Genomic DNA, 16,647 nt, shown 5'->3' with positions numbered 1-16,647 from the left:
ATGGCGAGGCGACAGTGAGTGCAATTAAAAGTGAAGTGAACGACGCAAAACCCCATGCGACTTCAACGACGACGCCACCTCGCGACACTTTCCACGAAGTGACGATCCCAAACGGCGACGGGCACATCATTTTTTATCCCGAACTGAACGGGCTGGTCGCCCTTTACCCTGATGAATATCGAGCAGTGCTGGCGGAGGCGGATGAACACAGCCGGAAGGTGGCGGCACTACAGGATGCAAATCGTCGCGTGACGGAATCAGCGGGTTCCCTCCGCGCCGCACATGAGAGCGGAGTAGCGGCCGACATCAATGCAGCCGAAAAGGCGCTGGAACAGGCGACGAATGATGCCACGATTGCCAGCGAGGAGGTGAAAAAGACAATAAAGCCGCTTTCGAATCTGGACGCAAAAGAAGGGATAAAGATGCTGGAGCTGCTCGCAGCCAAGAAAAATAAAGGTTCGAAAGATGCTGGCCCGAAACTGGGGGTCCCAATCTATGTCAAGAACACATCCCTGAAAACGGCGCTGGCCGAAAAGCGAATTTATCTGCTGGATGGAGAAAAGGAGAAGCCACCAGCAGAAAAAATCTTCAAGGACGGGAAGGTCGACCCCGTCGCGCTAAAGAGGAAAATCGCAGACAAAGTGCAGGATAAGGCGGCATTCACAAAGAAATGGAAATGGAAGCCAGAGAACGCCGACGAGTTCAGTTGGGCGCTGCAGGAATTTACCTCAACAATGAACGCGGAATTGAGGAACGACCCGACGCGAAAATGCGACTTCTCAGCTGCCGCGCAGCTGATGCGATTCACCGCAGGCGCAGGTCTGGAGGTCAATTTCAAGCCGTTCAAAGGGAACCTAGAGGACCAGCGCGACCGGAACTGGGCGAAGAAGATCGTTCGCGGCGCTAAGTCTGGGGAGCTCGGCATCAAGGCAAACGCAAAGGCATCGATGGCCTTAGCAGAAGGTCGCGTCAGTACCTCGCTGTATGTGCCGCATTTCGCCGGTTGGCATGCAACCGCCACACTTCCCCACGGCGTCCTCGAACTCGGATATTGGAGGTGCGAATTGGATGTCGTTTTGTCCGGATCAGTGGGTGCGAGCGTCTTAATCGAGGCAGATATCGGCGTCACCTACACAGGTGGAAAACAGGGCGTGCATGGGATCCCATCTGCCAACAAGGATAAATCCGGGGTCAAGGCCCGTGTTGCTGCCGGCACCGAGATCGATGTTTTCGCCGGTGTTCGCATAGGCGCTGACGTAACCGGCGTTCTTCAATGGCTCAACCCCGAAGGCGCCATCAGCAATGGCAAACCACTAAAAACGAAACCGAACGACGCGGTCGCGGAATATAAAGATGTAGCGAAAGTGCATGCGGGCGTCGCATACTTGCTCGGGGCTGGCGTCAAATGGGCGTTTCACGTGCGCCACGAAAGCGGCAAGTTTGTAGTGTATTACAAGATGGGCGCATCGCTGGGCCAAGGCGCTGAAACGTCATTGAAATTTGAAGTCGGCGGAGAGACGATCGGGGAATTCTTCAAATGCATCGCGTATCAATTGAAGCGTGCCGACTATCGAATGATTGTGGAACTCATCGATCGCACGGCGTACAAAATGCTGTGCTTCATTTATTATTTGATGACTGTCGCTGCGCGACCCATTGAGGAGTTCGCGGGAATGGCTCAACGCGACCTATTACAGGCATACACAGCCACCAGCGAAGCAATTGATCAAGCGATCCGTGCTGGGACACAAGAGGCGGAAAGTTTCGTGCTGCGCATTCGGAATGAGTTGCGAAAGTCTTCCGGAAGTTGGCTGACATATATGCCTCCCGAAACTTTGGGAAAGATTCAACACCAACTAGTGTCCGCAGCTGATACCCTCGACAGCAACGTCCGAGTGGAATCCCAGGAGGCCGTCGCTTTGGCACTCGCCGCGGCACAAACGCCAAACCATCTTCAAACGATTGCTGAACGAATGACAAATAATCTTGGAGATAAACAAAATGCGGACCTCGGTTTCGCGATGATTGACAGGTGTTTGGCCAGGACCACCGACGCAGATGCGTGCGCCAAGGCGAAGCGCCGCTTGGCGGGAGCAGAGCCCTTTCTCAGCGCAGCATTTGTCTGGAACGATCAGCCGGAATTTATAACCGCACGGCTAGGCGTCGAGCATCCGATGTACGTAGCCTAGCACTCCCTTCGGAAGCACATTATCGATTATCCTGTCCGATGCTCTCCCCCGCTCAAACTCTAGTGAGCGCTTAGTTCCGGGCGCAACGAAAAGCGGGTTCGCCGCTAGTTGAATACTTCGTGTGGGGAATTTCGAGGATTTTGCGACCACTCTGTTCATCGTACTTCGACCAGGTACCCACCTGCTCATCACGCCTCTCCGACCAGCGTTTAAAGCTCATTTCACTGCCTCCGTCGCCGAAGTTCCCGCGAACTACGTGCTCGGTGCCTGTGGAGGGCCCCGCCGGGTTCTTCACGGGAGAATGCTGATAATAATCAGGATCGTACCAGTCAGCCACCCATTCACGCACTCCCGCACTCATATAGTAAATTCCTGCAGGATTTGGAGGGAGACTGTCGACCTCCACAAGTCCACCAGCGGCTTCCTTTTGCTCATAGGATGGCAGATTCCTTCCCGGCTCATACTCACCATTATCGGTTGGATAACGCGCGCGCTTGCCGCCGCTCCGGGCAGCATATTCCCATTGGGCTTCGGTCGGCAAATCCACGGGCGCGCCGATTAATCTTCCGAGCCAACGACAATATTCCCGAGCGCCTTCCCATGTAGCGGAAGAAGGATTTTTCGGCTTGCGTATTTTTCCGATGTAAGGCGATTGATTGATCCGAGGTAGCCGAATCGCGGCTGTGAAAATGTCAAATTCAGCGTACGTCACAGGAAACTTCGAAATCGAAAAAGCATCTAGTTCGACCTTGTGCAAAGGTTTCGAGTCAGGACCATCGAACGGAAGCCCTCCTGGATTGACTTCGGGACCCCAGTCCCCCATTTCGAAGGTACCGGCGGGCATCGCAACCATATTTCGCCTGGCAGTGGCAGCAAAAATCTTCAATTCAGCAACAGTGGGGGCGGGGTCACGCAGATTTCCATCCGCAAGGGTTTCAACGGGGCGCGGCGGATCTGGTGCCCGAGCCACCGCTGCGTTTTGAATTGTTGCTGCCGCCGCTCCTACCAAAATAAGTGACCTAAAGAGCCGTTGCATGATCTATCCATTCGCGTATAAATTGGAATGGGCAATCATCGCACTAGCATCGTGGATGATTCTTGCGAGGCAACAATTAGGAATCATTCTCCCCGCGCTAGATCGAAGCCGGCACGAAATCAGGCAGTTATAATGGCCACTGTCGATATTCCTCATCCAGGAACATGCCAGCCACCTTCGACCAAGCGTTGCATCGACCGATCGATCCAAGGGCCTGCCTCGCCGGGCAGCGCATCGCCATCCTGATCCCCTGCTACAACGAAGCGCTGACGATCGGCGCCATCGTGCGCGACTTCAACGCCTGCCTGCCGCAGGCCGAGGTCTACGTCTTCGACAACAACTCCACCGACGACACCGTGCGCGCCGCTACCGACGCCGGCGCCACCGTACGCCGCGTCCCGCTGCAAGGCAAGGGCAATGTCATCCGCCGCATGTTCGCCGACGTCGAAGCCGACATCTACATCATGGTCGACGGCGATAACACCTACGACGCCAGCGTCGCACCGCAACTGGCGCAACGCATGGTCGATGAAGGCCTTGACATGCGGGTCGGCTCGCGCGTGTCGAGCGAACAGGCCGCGTACCGCTTCGGCCACCGCTTCGGCAAACGCATGCTCACCGGCTGCGTCGCGATGCTGTTCGGCCGCACCTTCAGCGACATGCTGTCCGGTTATCGCGTTTTCTCGCGCCGCTACGTCAAGTCGTTCGCCGCCCATTCTTCCGGCTTCGAAACGGAAACCGAACTGACCGTGCACGCGCTCGAACTGCGCATGCCCCTCGCCGAAGTGGCCACCGTCTACAAATCGCGCCCGGTGGGATCGATCAGCAAACTCGATACCTACCGCGACGGCATGCGCATCATGAGGATGATCCTGCGGCTGTTCAAGACCGCGCGCCCGCTGCTATTCTTCTCGATCGGCTTCTTCGCCTGCACCCTGCTCGCCATCGCGCTGGCGATCCCGTTGATCCAGACCTACCTCGCCACCGGCCTGGTGCCGCGCCAGCCGACCGCAATCCTGTGCGCGTCGCTGGTGCTGTTCGGCGTGATCCTGCTGTCCTGCGGGCTGATTCTCGACACGGTCACCAAGGGCCGGCTTGAGCAGAAGCGCTTCGCCTACCTGGCGATCCCGGGACCGTCGAACCGTGGCTGATTCACGCGCCGAACTGGCCCGCTTCGCGGTCGCCGGCGTGCTCGGACTGATCACCGACGTCGCCGCCCTGTACCTGGCGCTCGCGCTGGGCATGGGACCATTTGCCGGGCGCGTGGCGTCGTTCCTGTGCGCCGTCTTCGTGACGTGGCAATTCAACCGCCGCTACACTTTCACCCGCCGTTCCGGCATGTCAGCCTGGCGCGAGTGGTGGAGCTACCTGGGCGCGATGCTGCTTGGCGGCGCGGTCAATTACGGCGTCTACAGCGCCTTCATCCTGATGCTCCGCGACGTACCGCTTCTGCCGCTGATCGCCGTCGCCGCGGGCTCGCTGGCCGGGATGACGGTCAATTTCATCAACGCCAAACACTTTGTGTTCCGACCCCGATGACGTTCACGCAGCGCCTTCCCTCCTTCGTCAACGCCGCGTGGCAGCGCCTCGACCGTCCATCGGCCTGGCGCTTCGCCATGATCGCCATGCCGCTGGTGTTCGGGCTGATGTCGCTGCGCCTGGGCCAGGACGACAACTGGGATCTGAAGAACTACCATCTGTATAACCCCTTCGCGCTGCTGAACGGGAAAATCGGGTTCGACCTGGCGCCCGCCCAATGGCAAAGCTACTTCAATCCGACACTCGACCTGCTGTACTACGGCCTGACGCATGCACTGCCGGCTCCCGCGGCCGGATTCATCATGGGCTGGCTACACGGGCTCAATTTCGTGCTGGCTGCGGCCATCGCCCGCCATGCGCTGCCGCGCGCCGGCTATCGGCTGCCGATGCTGCTCGCGTTGGCCGGCACGCTCGGCGCCGGCTTCCTGACCCAGATCGGCAACAGCATGGGCGACAACATGACGTCGCTGCTGGTGCTCAGCGCCGTGCTGATGGTGCTGTCGAACTTCGACCGGCTCGCGCTGGGCGGATGGCGCGGCGCCGCGCCATCCATCGGCGCCGGCATCGTCATGGGGTTGGGCGCAGGCCTGAAGCTCACCAACGCCACCTACGCCCTCGCCTTGTGCCTTGCGCTGTTTGCCTTGCCCGGCGCCGTGTGGCCGCGCCTGCGCGCCGCGTTCATCTTCGGCGTCGGCGTCCTCGCCGGGATCGCCGCCAGCGCGGGTCACTGGTACTGGAAAATGTGGACCGTGTTCGACAATCCGCTGTTCCCGCAATGTAACGATCGATTCCACGGCCCGCTCGCAGCGCCGATCGGCATCGGCGATTCCGGTTGGCTGCCCAAAGGCCTCGCCGAAAAATTCCTGTGGCCGTTCATTTTCGCGATTGGCCGAAACCGCTGGACCAATCAACTCTGCACGGTGGCCGCGCGCCCCGCCATCGCGCCATGAGCGCCGCCACGAAAATCGCTGTTCGCCTGGGGCGCGCCGTGCTGCGTAGTCCCAGGTTGAAGTCGGTCGCGCGCCGAATCCTCGCGCGCTTCCCGGCCCTGCAAGGCCGCGTGCGCGCGATGATGTTCCGTTCGACACTTGCGCCGCATGCCAAATGGTCGACCCGCCCCCAAGCCGACGGCGACCTGTCGCCTCGTTCGCAGCGGATGCTGAACGAACTGCGGCGCGCGCAACGGGAGCGCGACCTCTGATGCGCATACTCATCGACCTCCAGGGCGCCCAGTCGGCAAGCCGCATGCGCGGCATCGGACGCTATTCGCTGGCCTTGGCGCGGGCCATCGCACGCAACGCCGGCGAACACGAGATCTGGCTGCTGATGAACGGCGCGTTCGACGGCCTGGATGCGTTGCAGCGCGCCTTCGAAGGAATGGTGCCGCGCGAGCGCATGCGGGTGTTCGATGTCCCCACCCCGGTCGCCGAGATCGCGCCGGACAATTCGCCGCGCAGCCGCGGCGCCGAACTGCTGCGCGAATATTTTGTCCATCAACTGAAGCCGGATGCTGTGCTCCTTACCAGCCTGTTCGAAGGCTTCGTCGACGACGCCGTCACCTCGGTGGGTGCTTTCACCGAAGGCGCGAGCACGGCGGTGATCCTGTATGACCTGATCCCTTTCCTCAAGCCGGACACCTACCTCGGCGCGCTGGAGCAGCGCGAATACTATGCGCGCAAGATCGAGTCGTTGCGCCGCGCCGGACTGCTGCTGGCCATTTCTGACCATGCGCGCGCCGAGGGACTGGCGGCGCTCGGGCTGGACCCACAGCGCATCGTCGCGATCTCCAGCGCAGTCGACGAGGCGTTTCATCCTGGCCCGCCGGCAAGCGCCTCGCTGCGCCAGCAGCTGGGAATCGAGCGCGAGATCGTCATGTACGCCCCCGGCGGCACGGATGCGCGCAAGAATATCGAAGGCCTGATCGCGGCATACGCCCTGCTGTCCGCGGCATTGCGCGCGAGGCACCAGCTGCTGATCGCCAGCGGCATCGACGATGAGCGGCGCAAGTCCTTGCGCGCGCTCGCCGCACGCAGCGGCCTGGCGCCCGACGAACTGCTGCTGACCGGGCATGTCGGCGATGGCACGCTGATCGACCTTTATCGCACCGCCGCGCTTTTCGTGTTCCCATCCCTGCACGAGGGCTTCGGCCTGCCTGCGCTCGAAGCAATGGCCTGCGGCGCGCCGGTGATCGGCGCCGACAACAGCAGCATTCCCGAAGTGATCGGCCTGAGCGAAGCGTTGTTCGATGCCGGGTCGCCCGCTTCCATCGCAGACTGCATCGCGCGCGTGCTGGAAGATCCTGGGCTGCGAGAGCGGCTGCTTGCGCATGGCCGCCACCAGGCGCAGCGCTTTTCGTGGGACGAGTCGGCCCGCCGCGCGCTGCGGGCGCTCGAAGCGCGCCAGGCGCCGGCGGCCGATGCGCCGCCCCGCACCAGGCGGCGGCTCGCGTTCGTGTCGCCGTTTCCGCCGGCCCGCAGCGGCATCGCCGATTACGCCGTCCAACTGCTGCCCGCGCTGCTGCCCTATTTCGACATCGAGCTGATCGTCCAGCAGGAGCAGATCGACCTTCCTCCCGCACTCGCCGCGCTGCCCCGGCACTCGTCCGACTGGTTCATGCGGCATGGAGGCAGCTACGACCAGATCCTCTACCAGTTCGGGAACAGCCCACTTCACGGCCACATGTTCCCGCTGCTGGAGGCGCATCCGGGCGTCGTCGTGCTGCACGATTTTTTCCTGAGCCGCGTGGTGGCGTACGAGCAGGTCAGCGGCGCCCTCCCCGGCGCCTGGACCGCGGCCCTGCACCACTCGCACGGCTATCCAGCGCTGCGCGCCGCGGCGCCGGGCGCAGACATGGAGGATGCGCAGGACGCCTACCCGTGCAACCTCGCGGTGCTGGAAAACGCGACCCGCGTGATCGTCCACTCGCAGCATGCGCGCGTGCTGGCCCGCGAGTGGTATGGGCAGGGCGCCGCCGACAACTGGGACATCGTCCCCTTGCCGCGCGCGGCGCCGGAACAAACGGGCCGCGCCGCTGCGCGCGCCGCCCTCGGCATCGATCCTGACGCGTTCCTCGTATGCAGCTTCGGCTTTATCGCGCCGACCAAACTGAGCGAGCGCGTTCTGCAATCCTGGCTGGACTCGTCGTTGCATACCGATCGCGCATGCCAGCTGGTGTTCGTCGGCGCGAACCATGGCGGCGCGTACGGCGCCGATATCGCCCGCGCGATTCGGGCGGCCGGTGCGGAAGACCGTATCAGGATTACCGGCTGGACCGACGATGCAACGTATCACCTGTACTTGCAGGCCGCGGACGCGGGCGTGCAGTTGCGCAGCATGTCGCGCGGCGAAACTTCCGCTGCCGCCCTAGACTGCATGAACTACGGGCTGGCGACGATCGTCAACGCCAGCGGTTCGATGGCCGATCTTCCGGACGCCACGGTGTGCAAGCTGCGCGAGGACTTCGCGCCGGCGGAATTGAGCGCCGCCCTGGAACGCGTGCGCGGCGACCGGCTGTATCGCGCGCAGCTCGGACGCAATGCGCGCGCGCTGCTGCAGGCCGATCACAGCCCTGAGCGGTGCGCGCAACTGTATGCGCGCGCGCTCGACCAGGACTGGAGCGACGCGGCCACCAGCCGCCGCGCGCTGGCGGCGCGCCTGGTAAGCGTGCCCGGCGCCGCGGCCGACGACGCTTCGCTGCAATACCTGGCGGCTTGCATGGCCCGGGTTTCGGATCCGCTGGCGCAGCGCCAGCTTCTGGTGGACGTTACCAACATCGCTCACAACGACCTGCGTACCGGGATCGAACGTGTCGTGCGGGCGCAGTTGGCCGAACTGCTGCGCCGCCCGCTTCCCGGCATGCGCGTCGAGCCGGTGCGCCTGAGCGCCGAGGGCGGGCGCTGGCAATATCGCTACGCGCGCGCCTTTGCCGCCAGACTGCTCGACATCGGCGGCGTGGCGCCGGACCTTCCGGTGGACGTCGGCCCCGGCGATATTTTCTTCGGCGCCGATTACGCGCCGGCCGCCGTCGCCGGTGCGGCGCACGAAGGAATCTATGCGGCCTGGCGCGCCCGCGGCGTGGAGGTGAGCTTCCAGGTCTATGACTTTCTGCCGGTGCTGCGGCCGGAGTTCTTCCCCGCGGGCGCCGACCGGGTACACGCCGAGTGGCTGCGCAGCGTCTGCGCCAACGCCGATCGGCTGGTCTGCATTTCAGGGGCCGTGGCGGACGAAACGCGCGGATGGATTGCGTCCCAGTCGATCGCAGCGCCACATCCGCAGGTCGGCGCGCTGCACCTCGGCGCCGACCTGGATGGCGCGCTGTCGCAAGCCGCGCCGCGCCTTGATCCGGACGCACCCACCTTCCTGATGGTCGGCACGATCGAGCCGCGCAAGGGACACCTGCAGGTCCTGACGGCGTTCGAGCAGCTGTGGGCGGAAGGCGTCGAGGCGCGCCTGGTCATCGTCGGCGCCGAAGGCTGGAAGCCGCTGGCGCGTGCCGAGCGGCGCACGATCCCGCAAATCGTCGAGCGCCTGCAGAACCATGCGGAGGCGGGCAAGCGGCTCACGTGGCTCAAGGGCGTCGACGACGCGCGGCTCGATGCGCTGTACCGTCAATGCACATGCTTGCTGGCGCCGAGCGAGGGAGAGGGCTTCGGACTGCCGCTGATCGAGGCGGCGCGCCACGGCATCCCGATTCTCGCGCGCGATCTGCCAGTATTTCGCGAAGTCGCCGGCGCGCACGCGAGCTACTTCTCCGGCATCGATGGCGCCGACCTGGCGCAGGCCGTGAGCGACTGGCTCGCGCAGCACGCGCGCGGCGCCGCGCCCCCGTCTCACGCACTGCCCTGGCAAACGTGGCGCCGGCACGCGGCCGACCTGCTGCGACTGTTGGGCGCCTAGTCCACCGAATATTCGATGACCGTGAAAGGCGTGTGCACCACGCCCCAAAGGTCGTGATTCGACGGCTGGTCAGGAAAGCGGACCGCGAAGCGCGCACCGCCCGCCACGTAGTCGACGATGGTATCGGTCAGGTATTGGCCGTGGTTCTGGGGATTGAGCGCAAAGGTGCCCACGCCGGCCATGAACCCGTATTCCCCCGGCGACAGCGGATTGAGGAATTGAAACTCCACCACGCGCAATACCTGGGCGCCATCGGTCGGCAGGAATACTTGCGACACGGCTGAATTAAAGTGCAGCAACTGACGGCCGGCGCTGTCCGTGATGCCCAGCGTCAGCGCGCATTCCTCCGGCAGCGCTGCATTGTTGCGATAGAACACGCGCACGCGACAGGTCGTGTCCATCGCCACGCTGTCCGTATCGTCGCCGTTCGCGTCGATCAACACGATATCGACGATCCGCGCTTCGCCGCTGCCGGTACGCAGCGCGTAAACGCGCTCCTCGAACGCCAGGTGACGCGCGTGATCGGCATTGACCGTTGCCGCCGCCGCGACCGGCTTGACCGGATCAGGAACGCCGAGCGGCGCGGGCACCGCGCCATCGGCCATGCCGGCGCGCACAATGCGCTTGAAGACATCGCTCTGGTAGGCCGCCCCGACGTCGCTCGCCGTGCCGTGCAGGCGCACCTTGCCCTGTTCCAGCCACAAGCCCCGATCGCACAGCGCCCGGATGGAGTCGGCCGCATGGGTCACATAAATGAACGTGGTTCCCCGGTCGAGCATCGATTTGATTTTGTGCAGGCATTTGTTTTGAAAATACGCATCGCCGACGCTGAGCGCCTCGTCGACGATGAGAATGTCGGGCTTGACGTTGACGGCGCACGCGAAACCGAGCCGGACCGCCATTCCGCTGCTGTAGCTCTTGACCGGGTGGTTGATCGCATCGCGCAACTCGCTGAATGTGACGATTTCCGGCAGCGCCTCGTCGATTTCGGCCCGCTGCATCCCGTGCAGCATCGAAAACTGGCGAATGTTTTCCAGTCCCGTCAGTTCGGGATTGAAACCGGCGCCCAGTTCGAGCAGCGCGGAAACCCGGCCTTGCACGCTGACCCGGCCGGCGCTGGGCGTCAACACGCCCGCCAATACCTTCAGCAGGGTGCTCTTCCCGCTGCCGTTGCTTCCGACGATGCCAAGCCGGCCGCCCTGCTCCAGCGAAAACGATACATCGTCGAGCGCGCGCGTCTCGCGCGCAAAGCGCTTTTTGCCGCGCGCGAGAATCTCGAATAAACGGTGCTGCGGCGTGGAATAGCTATGATAAATTTTGGAGATATTCTGCAGCTCGATTGCAGTACCAGGTGCGGTCGTCGTCATGGTGGCTTGGCCTGTTTTAGAGTACATCCGCGAATCCGGCCTTCAATTTCCTGAACATGGCCAGACCCAGGCCCAGGACGAGCAGCGATAGCGCCGCCACCCCCATCAGCTCGATCAAGGAAATCCGCGCGGTGCCGAACGCCGTATGGCGCGCCATTTCAACGATGTAATAGAAAGGGTTGTAGTCCATCACCACGCGCCGCACCCACAGCGCCCCTTCGGCTTCCACCAGCGTGGCCGGATACAAAATGGGGGTCAGCCAGAACATGATATTGACGACGACCGGGACGATTTGGGCAAAATCGGGCACATACACTGACAGCGCGGACACCGCATACGCGACACCGACCGTCAGGACCACCGCGGCAAGCCAGACCGGGATGAACAGATACGCCGAGGCGCCAAGTCCGACGTTCTTGGTGAGCATCAGGATGCCCACAATGACGAACAAGATCGCCTGGTTGACCAGCGCCGAAAGGAGCGGCACCAGCGGCAGTATCCAGAAAGGAAACGCGATCTTGTTGATCAGGTAGCTGTATTCGCGAAGAATGCCCGTGCTGCGGCCGGTGACCTCCGCGAAAAACGACCAGAGCGCAAATGGAACAAAATAAAACAGGGCGAATGGGATATTTCCGTAACGCTCGCCCATGCGGCCCTTCATCAGGATGGAGAACACCACGACATTAATCAGCGCATAGGCCAGGGGAACCAGAATGTTCCACGCAATGCCGGCATAGCTCGTCGCATAGCGATTCTTGAAATCGCGGCAGGCGAGCATCCACGCCAGTGCAAGGTGCTTTTTCAGTGCCGAATAATGCATTCTGCCCTTTGTGCGTCGACCGACGCTTTAACGCAACGACAGCGCGGCGATGCGAGCACGCAGCCGCGCAGGCCGCCCTCACCTGGTCAGTCGGCGACGGGCGATGACCTCGAATTCCTTGCAGCCGCCATTTTCGCGGTTCTCCGCGATGATGTCGACTTGCGACAATCCGGCCTCATGCAGGATGTGCGTCAGCGATTCCGGCGAAAACATATTGAAATGGAAGTCGCCGTCGTAGTCCTGTCCGCCGAAGGTCACGCGCCGCAGCGTTTCGAAGGAATATTCCGACGCGGCGAACGCCTGCGTCATTGCTTTCCCGTCCGGGACAATCGCGCGGAACGTGCCCTCCGGCTTCAACAGGGAAACCCAATATGGCAGCAATTCGCGCCGCATCTGTTCCTCGGGAAAGTGTTCAAGCAGGTGCGCAGAACAAATTTCGCTGAGCTCCCCTTCGCCGAACGGCAAATTATCCACTTCCGCAACGATATCCACCCCTGGCAGGGCGCGCCGATCCACGTTCAGATAGCCGTCGAGCGGAATGTGCCCGCAACCCAGATTCAACCTCAGTCCACCCGCGCGCGCCGCTTCGACTTTTTGCGGGTCGAGAATTTCCGTTTTCGCCTGCAGTTGCTCTTTCTCGCCCGAAGGCGCGGCGGCGCCGTAACGCATTTCGAACATCAGTTCGCGCCGTACGAATTCGACTCGACCGAGCAGGTAGGTCATGGAATCGGCCAGCGTTTCGACTCGCTGGTTCAGGGTTGCGACGCGCTGCTCCGTTGCGCCTAGCTCCTTGAGCCGGAGGTCGATCTGCGCGGCGTCTGCTGTCAGGCGTTGCTCAACCGTCGGCAATACCTGGGAGCACTGATCGCGCACTTCCACCAGGTCACGCGTCAATTTTCTCAGTGCAATTGGTACCGATTTGACGAGATTGAGCTGATCGTTGTCGGCAGCGATCATGCGTTGATTCAAATCCGACAGGGATTGCAGCAGGGATGGCAGCTGTTCGGTGGCGAAGCTTCCTCCAGCCGGTTCGGCGCCGCCTGGCCCGACAAGACGCTGCAACACCTCGGCTTCGAGCCGGTTGTGTGCGTCGCGGGTCTCCGGCAACCGAATGACCGCCACGCCGATCCGCACGAAACGGCCAACGACAGGCCAGCCGGCGGCGGCGCGCGCAATGTTCCGAAGTTGTGATTTCATGATCTTGTCAATGCACTCGAAAGCGGCATGGTGACGCTATCCCACACCGCCGCGGCGGGCGCGACTGCATCGGCTCTCCCGCGCCGGTCGATCCACCTGCCATTCCATATTCACGGAAAAATATCATGATGAATTTTACAGCGTGTTGCAACGATCGGAGTCAAGGACATTGACAGATGGCCTTGCCGTCAGCGCATTTGTTTGCTAATTTCGACGCCTGCGCTGTCGCTGTTGGCAGTTGCTGCTGAAATCGGAAAATCGGAAATGATGAAGCCCACAGTTTCTGTGATTGTTAATACCTGGAACCGCGCGGAAATGTTGCGGCAGGTGTTAAAAAGCTTCCGATCGCTGCGCTATGACGGACCATTTGAGGTAATCGTCGTAAATGGTCCATCCACCGATAATACGCAAGCCGTGCTGAGTGAGTTCCGGGGCGCCATCCGCGTTGCCGACTGCGCCCGGGCGAACCTGTCCGAGTCGAGGAACATCGGCATCAAAATGGCCGCCGGCGAATTCGTCGTCTTCATCGACGACGATGCGTATCCGGAGCCCGAATGGCTGGACCAGATGCTGGCGCCGTTCGACAGCCCGACGGTGGCCGCGGTGGGCGGAATCGTCTATGACCATACCGGCTATTCCTATCAGTACGAATATCGGACCGCCAGCCGATTATTGAATTGCGATTGGGCGGCGAAGAATAATGCGGAACACCTGTGTTTTCCGTATTCGTTCGAGTTTCCCTATCCGCCGGGCGGCAATGCCGCTTATCGCCGCAGCGCGCTAATCGAGCTCGGCGGATTCGACGAGGAAATCGAATATTATGGCGACGAAACAGACGTCGCTTTGCGCCTGGTGGATGCCGGCTATTTGATTCGAAATATCGTCGGTGGTTATATTCACCACAAATCCGCTCCCAGCAATATCCGGAACAATCAGCGCTTGATCAGGAACTGGTATCCGATACTGAAGAATAAAATGTATTTCGCCATCAAGAACGGGCGCAGCCATTTAAGCTTGCCCGAAATTCTTGATGATAACAAAGCGTTTTGCGCGGGCTGGGAAAACGACGTCCGATTCAAAGTCGATTCCGGCCTGCTGACCCAGGACGATTTGAAAGCGTTCGAAGCCCAGCAGGAGAGCGCGTGGGAACGCGCGTTGACGCGCGGGCTGGCGAACGATCCCAAACTGCTCGACAGGAGAGACAGCGCTGCGCAAGGCGACTTTCTCAAGTTCGAGACTACCGGCAATACCGACCGTTCGGCGGTGGTGCTGATATCGCAGCATTATCCCCCTACCCAGGAGGGAGGCATTCCGACGCTGACCAAGGAATTGGGCGAGGCCCTCGCGGCCGAAGGGCGGATTGTCCATGTGGTCACACAAAGTCCGGATATCAATCGCGTCGACCTGGAGAACGGCGTGTGGGTGCACCGGGTGCTGAACGTCGAACATCCATTATCATCGGCGGCGAAGAAACTCAAGGTCCCGCAGCGCATCTGGAACTGGTCCGCCACCGCGCGCGCGGAAGTCGAGCGCATTGCGACACACCGCGATATCGCCGTCGTCGAGGCGCCAATCTGGGATTGCCAGGGTGTCGCGTTCATCATCAATCCTGCCTGGCCGCTGGTCACATCGCTGATGACGACCTTGCACTTCTGGCTGGAGTCGCACCCGGAGTTGCGCAGCGACAGTCGATGGATGGCCGATTTTGGTACGGCCATGCTGAAGCTGGAGAAAGAAGTCATGCAAAAATCGGACGGCGTGCGTTCCATCAGCGCCGCGATTCGCCGCGAAATCGAAACCGCCTACGACTTCCGGTTCGATGACGGACGCATCCTGGTTTCCCCACTCGGCATGGCGCCGGCCGCCAGCGATAGCGCCGCGCCCGCGAGCGAAGGCGACGGCAACAAGGTGCTGTTTGTCGGACGGCTCGAAGACAGAAAAGGGATCGATGTCCTGCTGAATGCGATTCCAGCAGTGCTGGCGCGGCATCCGGATACGCGCTTCCGCATCCTGGGCGACGACTCGATCCTGGCTGCGGGCAGCGACAAGACCTACAAGGAGATATTCCTGGCTTCCCCGGAAGGGCGCCGCAGCAGCGGCCGGGTCAGCTTCGAGGGCCGGGTCGACACCGCAACTTTGCTGAGCGCCTACCGCTGGTGCGACCTGTTCGTGGCGCCCAGCCGCTTTGAATCGTTCGGCCTGGTGTTCCTCGAAGCGATGCGCGAGGGGAAACCTGTGATCGGCTGCCTCGCCGGCGGCATGCCCGAGGTCGTCACCGATCGCATCAACGGCGTGTTGATCGAGCCGGGCCATATCGATGCGCTGGTCCAGGCCATTTGCGACATGCTCGAGCGGCCGGATCGGCGAATCAGCATGGGGACCAGCGGCCGCGCGCTGTTTCAGCGCGATTTCAGCGCCGCAAAAATGGCCGAGCGCAGCCAGCCCTTGTACGAAATGGCCGTCAGAAATTACGGCGCGCGCGCAGCATGAAGCTTGCGTACATTTCCGGCGTATGTGTCGCGCATGATGCGCTATCGACCGCGGTCAGGGACGAGATTTGCTGGCTGCGCGAAGCAGGCCACGAGGTGGTCCTGTTCGCCTATGCCTGCGATTACCCGGACCTGCCGTTCGTCCCGACGGAGCGCGAGGCGGACATTGTGTTCCACCCGTTTTTCCAGCAATGCGACGTCGCGGTGTTCCACTTCGGCGTGTTCTACAGCCTGTTCAACGTGCTGCCGCTGGTGCGCAACCGCGCGAAAAAGGTGGTCGTATTTCACAATATTACGCCGCGAGAGTTTATGCCGGCGTCGGCGCATGACCTGATCGACCGTTCGTTCTCGCAACTGACCAATATGGCGTTCGCCGATCACATCATTTGCGTCAGTAAAGTGAATCAGATGGTTCTTCGGGAAAATGGCGTGAGGACGCCGTCGACGGTCATCCCGCTGCCGGTGCATGCGACCTTGAGCGCGCCACCGGCGAAGCCAAGCTTCTCCGACGGCGTCATCCGCATTGTTTTCCTCGGCCGGTTCGTCAAATCGAAGGGGCCGACCGAACTTCTGAGCGCACTGGGCGACCTGCTGAAACGACGGGCCGGGCTCGTCGTTCAACTCGACATGATCGGCAACTTGAAGTTTTCCGATGACCGGGTGCTCGAGCGGATGCGCGAGCTCATCGATCGGATGGGCGCCGATTTCGGCAGGCGGCTGGCGGTCAATATCGTGGGGAATGCCGCGGAAGCGCAGAAGCAGGAAATCTTGAGGAACGCCGACCTGTTTGTGCTTCCCACCTATCACGAGGGGTTCTGCGTCCCCATCCTCGAGGCCATCGCCAGCGGCTGCCTGGTCGTCTGCTACGACAACAGCAATACGCCAACGGTGTCAGGAGCGCTGGCGCGGCTGGTCCCTACCGGCGATATCGCTGCGCTCGAGCAGGCCATCGGGACGGAAATCGACACCATCGCCTCCGACGCCTGGAAGAGCGCCGCCTACCGCGATCGCGTGAGCGCCTCGAAACGGCATCTCGGCGGGTTCGCTCCCGATTGCGTCAGGGAGCAGTACCTGGACTTCATGGAAAGGCGGCTGAACCGCCTTTGCTAATGCG

Annotated in this window: 12 protein-coding genes; 8 read left to right on the top strand and 4 right to left on the bottom strand. The window is 61.9% G+C overall.

Annotated elements, in window-relative coordinates:
- Nucleotides 1-14 precede the first annotated feature (14 nt).
- Nucleotides 15-2,189 carry a hypothetical protein gene (locus tag AC1D02_RS18790; RefSeq protein ID WP_477319648.1) on the top strand — a complete coding sequence of 725 codons (2,175 nt, stop codon included), beginning with the start codon at nucleotides 15-17 and terminating at the stop codon, nucleotides 2,187-2,189.
- 70 nt (nucleotides 2,190-2,259) lie between these two features.
- Here AC1D02_RS18790 and AC1D02_RS18785 read toward each other — a convergent pair whose 3' ends face one another.
- Nucleotides 2,260-3,225, bottom strand: a complete 966-nt coding sequence (locus tag AC1D02_RS18785) for a formylglycine-generating enzyme family protein (RefSeq protein ID WP_477319646.1) — start codon at nucleotides 3,223-3,225, stop codon at nucleotides 2,260-2,262.
- A 164-nt stretch (nucleotides 3,226-3,389) separates the two neighbouring features.
- Between AC1D02_RS18785 and AC1D02_RS18780 the strand changes: the two genes are divergently transcribed.
- The 5 genes from AC1D02_RS18780 to AC1D02_RS18760 are packed head-to-tail and all read left to right on the top strand — an operon-like array spanning nucleotide 3,390 to nucleotide 9,660.
- Nucleotides 3,390-4,376, top strand: a complete 987-nt coding sequence (locus AC1D02_RS18780; RefSeq protein WP_477319644.1) for a glycosyltransferase family 2 protein — start codon at nucleotides 3,390-3,392, stop codon at nucleotides 4,374-4,376.
- Entirely contained in the window at nucleotides 4,369-4,764 is a 396-nt protein-coding gene (locus AC1D02_RS18775; RefSeq protein WP_477319642.1) for a GtrA family protein, read from the top strand. Before AC1D02_RS18780 ends, AC1D02_RS18775 begins: the two co-directional genes overlap by 8 nt.
- Nucleotides 4,761-5,714, top strand: coding sequence for a hypothetical protein (locus AC1D02_RS18770; protein WP_477319640.1), 954 nt, complete (start codon nucleotides 4,761-4,763; stop codon nucleotides 5,712-5,714). The genes AC1D02_RS18775 and AC1D02_RS18770 overlap by 4 nt, the downstream gene beginning before the upstream one ends.
- Complete coding sequence (locus AC1D02_RS18765) at nucleotides 5,711-5,965, top strand: hypothetical protein (RefSeq protein ID WP_477319638.1); 255 nt, start codon at nucleotides 5,711-5,713, stop codon at nucleotides 5,963-5,965. The genes AC1D02_RS18770 and AC1D02_RS18765 overlap by 4 nt, the downstream gene beginning before the upstream one ends.
- Nucleotides 5,965-9,660: a glycosyltransferase gene (locus tag AC1D02_RS18760; protein ID WP_477319636.1), complete on the top strand. Its 3,696-nt coding sequence runs from the start codon at nucleotides 5,965-5,967 to the stop codon at nucleotides 9,658-9,660. Before AC1D02_RS18765 ends, AC1D02_RS18760 begins: the two co-directional genes overlap by 1 nt.
- On the opposite strand, the gene AC1D02_RS18755 is transcribed toward AC1D02_RS18760, so the two are convergent.
- The 3 genes from AC1D02_RS18755 to AC1D02_RS18745 form a co-directional block, all read right to left on the bottom strand.
- On the bottom strand, nucleotides 9,657-11,027 hold the full coding sequence (locus AC1D02_RS18755) for an ABC transporter ATP-binding protein (protein ID WP_477319634.1): 1,371 nt from the start codon (nucleotides 11,025-11,027) through the stop codon (nucleotides 9,657-9,659). The genes AC1D02_RS18760 and AC1D02_RS18755 overlap by 4 nt on opposite strands.
- A gap of 16 nt (nucleotides 11,028-11,043) precedes the next feature.
- Nucleotides 11,044-11,847, bottom strand: a complete 804-nt coding sequence (locus AC1D02_RS18750; protein WP_477319632.1) for an ABC transporter permease — start codon at nucleotides 11,845-11,847, stop codon at nucleotides 11,044-11,046.
- Nucleotides 11,848-11,925: 78 nt separating this feature from the next.
- Nucleotides 11,926-13,044 carry a class I SAM-dependent methyltransferase gene (locus AC1D02_RS18745; RefSeq protein WP_477319630.1) on the bottom strand — a complete coding sequence of 373 codons (1,119 nt, stop codon included), beginning with the start codon at nucleotides 13,042-13,044 and terminating at the stop codon, nucleotides 11,926-11,928.
- Between the two features lie 264 nt (nucleotides 13,045-13,308).
- On the opposite strand from AC1D02_RS18745, the gene AC1D02_RS18740 reads away from it, so the two are divergent.
- Nucleotides 13,309-15,534 carry a glycosyltransferase gene (locus AC1D02_RS18740; RefSeq protein ID WP_477319628.1) on the top strand — a complete coding sequence of 742 codons (2,226 nt, stop codon included), beginning with the start codon at nucleotides 13,309-13,311 and terminating at the stop codon, nucleotides 15,532-15,534.
- Nucleotides 15,531-16,643: a glycosyltransferase family 4 protein gene (locus AC1D02_RS18735; RefSeq protein ID WP_477319626.1), complete on the top strand. Its 1,113-nt coding sequence runs from the start codon at nucleotides 15,531-15,533 to the stop codon at nucleotides 16,641-16,643. Before AC1D02_RS18740 ends, AC1D02_RS18735 begins: the two co-directional genes overlap by 4 nt.
- Nucleotides 16,644-16,647: the final 4 nt, after the last annotated feature.

The sequence above is a fragment of the Massilia sp. P1_C10 genome (assembly GCF_056406475.1).
This window is presented reverse-complemented; position numbering and strand designations above follow the sequence as displayed.

What these genes read in the sequence shown, in the direction of transcription:
- AC1D02_RS18785 (WP_477319646.1), bottom strand. Translation starts at nt 3,225, where the DNA reads ATGCAACGGCTCTTTAGGTCACTTATTTTGGTAGGAGCGGCGGCAGCA.
- AC1D02_RS18780 (WP_477319644.1), top strand. Translation starts at nt 3,390, where the DNA reads ATGCCAGCCACCTTCGACCAAGCGTTGCATCGACCGATCGATCCAAGG.
- AC1D02_RS18770 (WP_477319640.1), top strand. Translation starts at nt 4,761, where the DNA reads ATGACGTTCACGCAGCGCCTTCCCTCCTTCGTCAACGCCGCGTGGCAG.
- AC1D02_RS18765 (WP_477319638.1), top strand. Translation starts at nt 5,711, where the DNA reads ATGAGCGCCGCCACGAAAATCGCTGTTCGCCTGGGGCGCGCCGTGCTG.
- AC1D02_RS18760 (WP_477319636.1), top strand. Translation starts at nt 5,965, where the DNA reads ATGCGCATACTCATCGACCTCCAGGGCGCCCAGTCGGCAAGCCGCATG.
- AC1D02_RS18755 (WP_477319634.1), bottom strand. Translation starts at nt 11,027, where the DNA reads ATGACGACGACCGCACCTGGTACTGCAATCGAGCTGCAGAATATCTCC.
- AC1D02_RS18750 (WP_477319632.1), bottom strand. Translation starts at nt 11,847, where the DNA reads ATGCATTATTCGGCACTGAAAAAGCACCTTGCACTGGCGTGGATGCTC.
- AC1D02_RS18745 (WP_477319630.1), bottom strand. Translation starts at nt 13,044, where the DNA reads ATGAAATCACAACTTCGGAACATTGCGCGCGCCGCCGCCGGCTGGCCT.
- AC1D02_RS18740 (WP_477319628.1), top strand. Translation starts at nt 13,309, where the DNA reads ATGATGAAGCCCACAGTTTCTGTGATTGTTAATACCTGGAACCGCGCG.
- AC1D02_RS18735 (WP_477319626.1), top strand. Translation starts at nt 15,531, where the DNA reads ATGAAGCTTGCGTACATTTCCGGCGTATGTGTCGCGCATGATGCGCTA.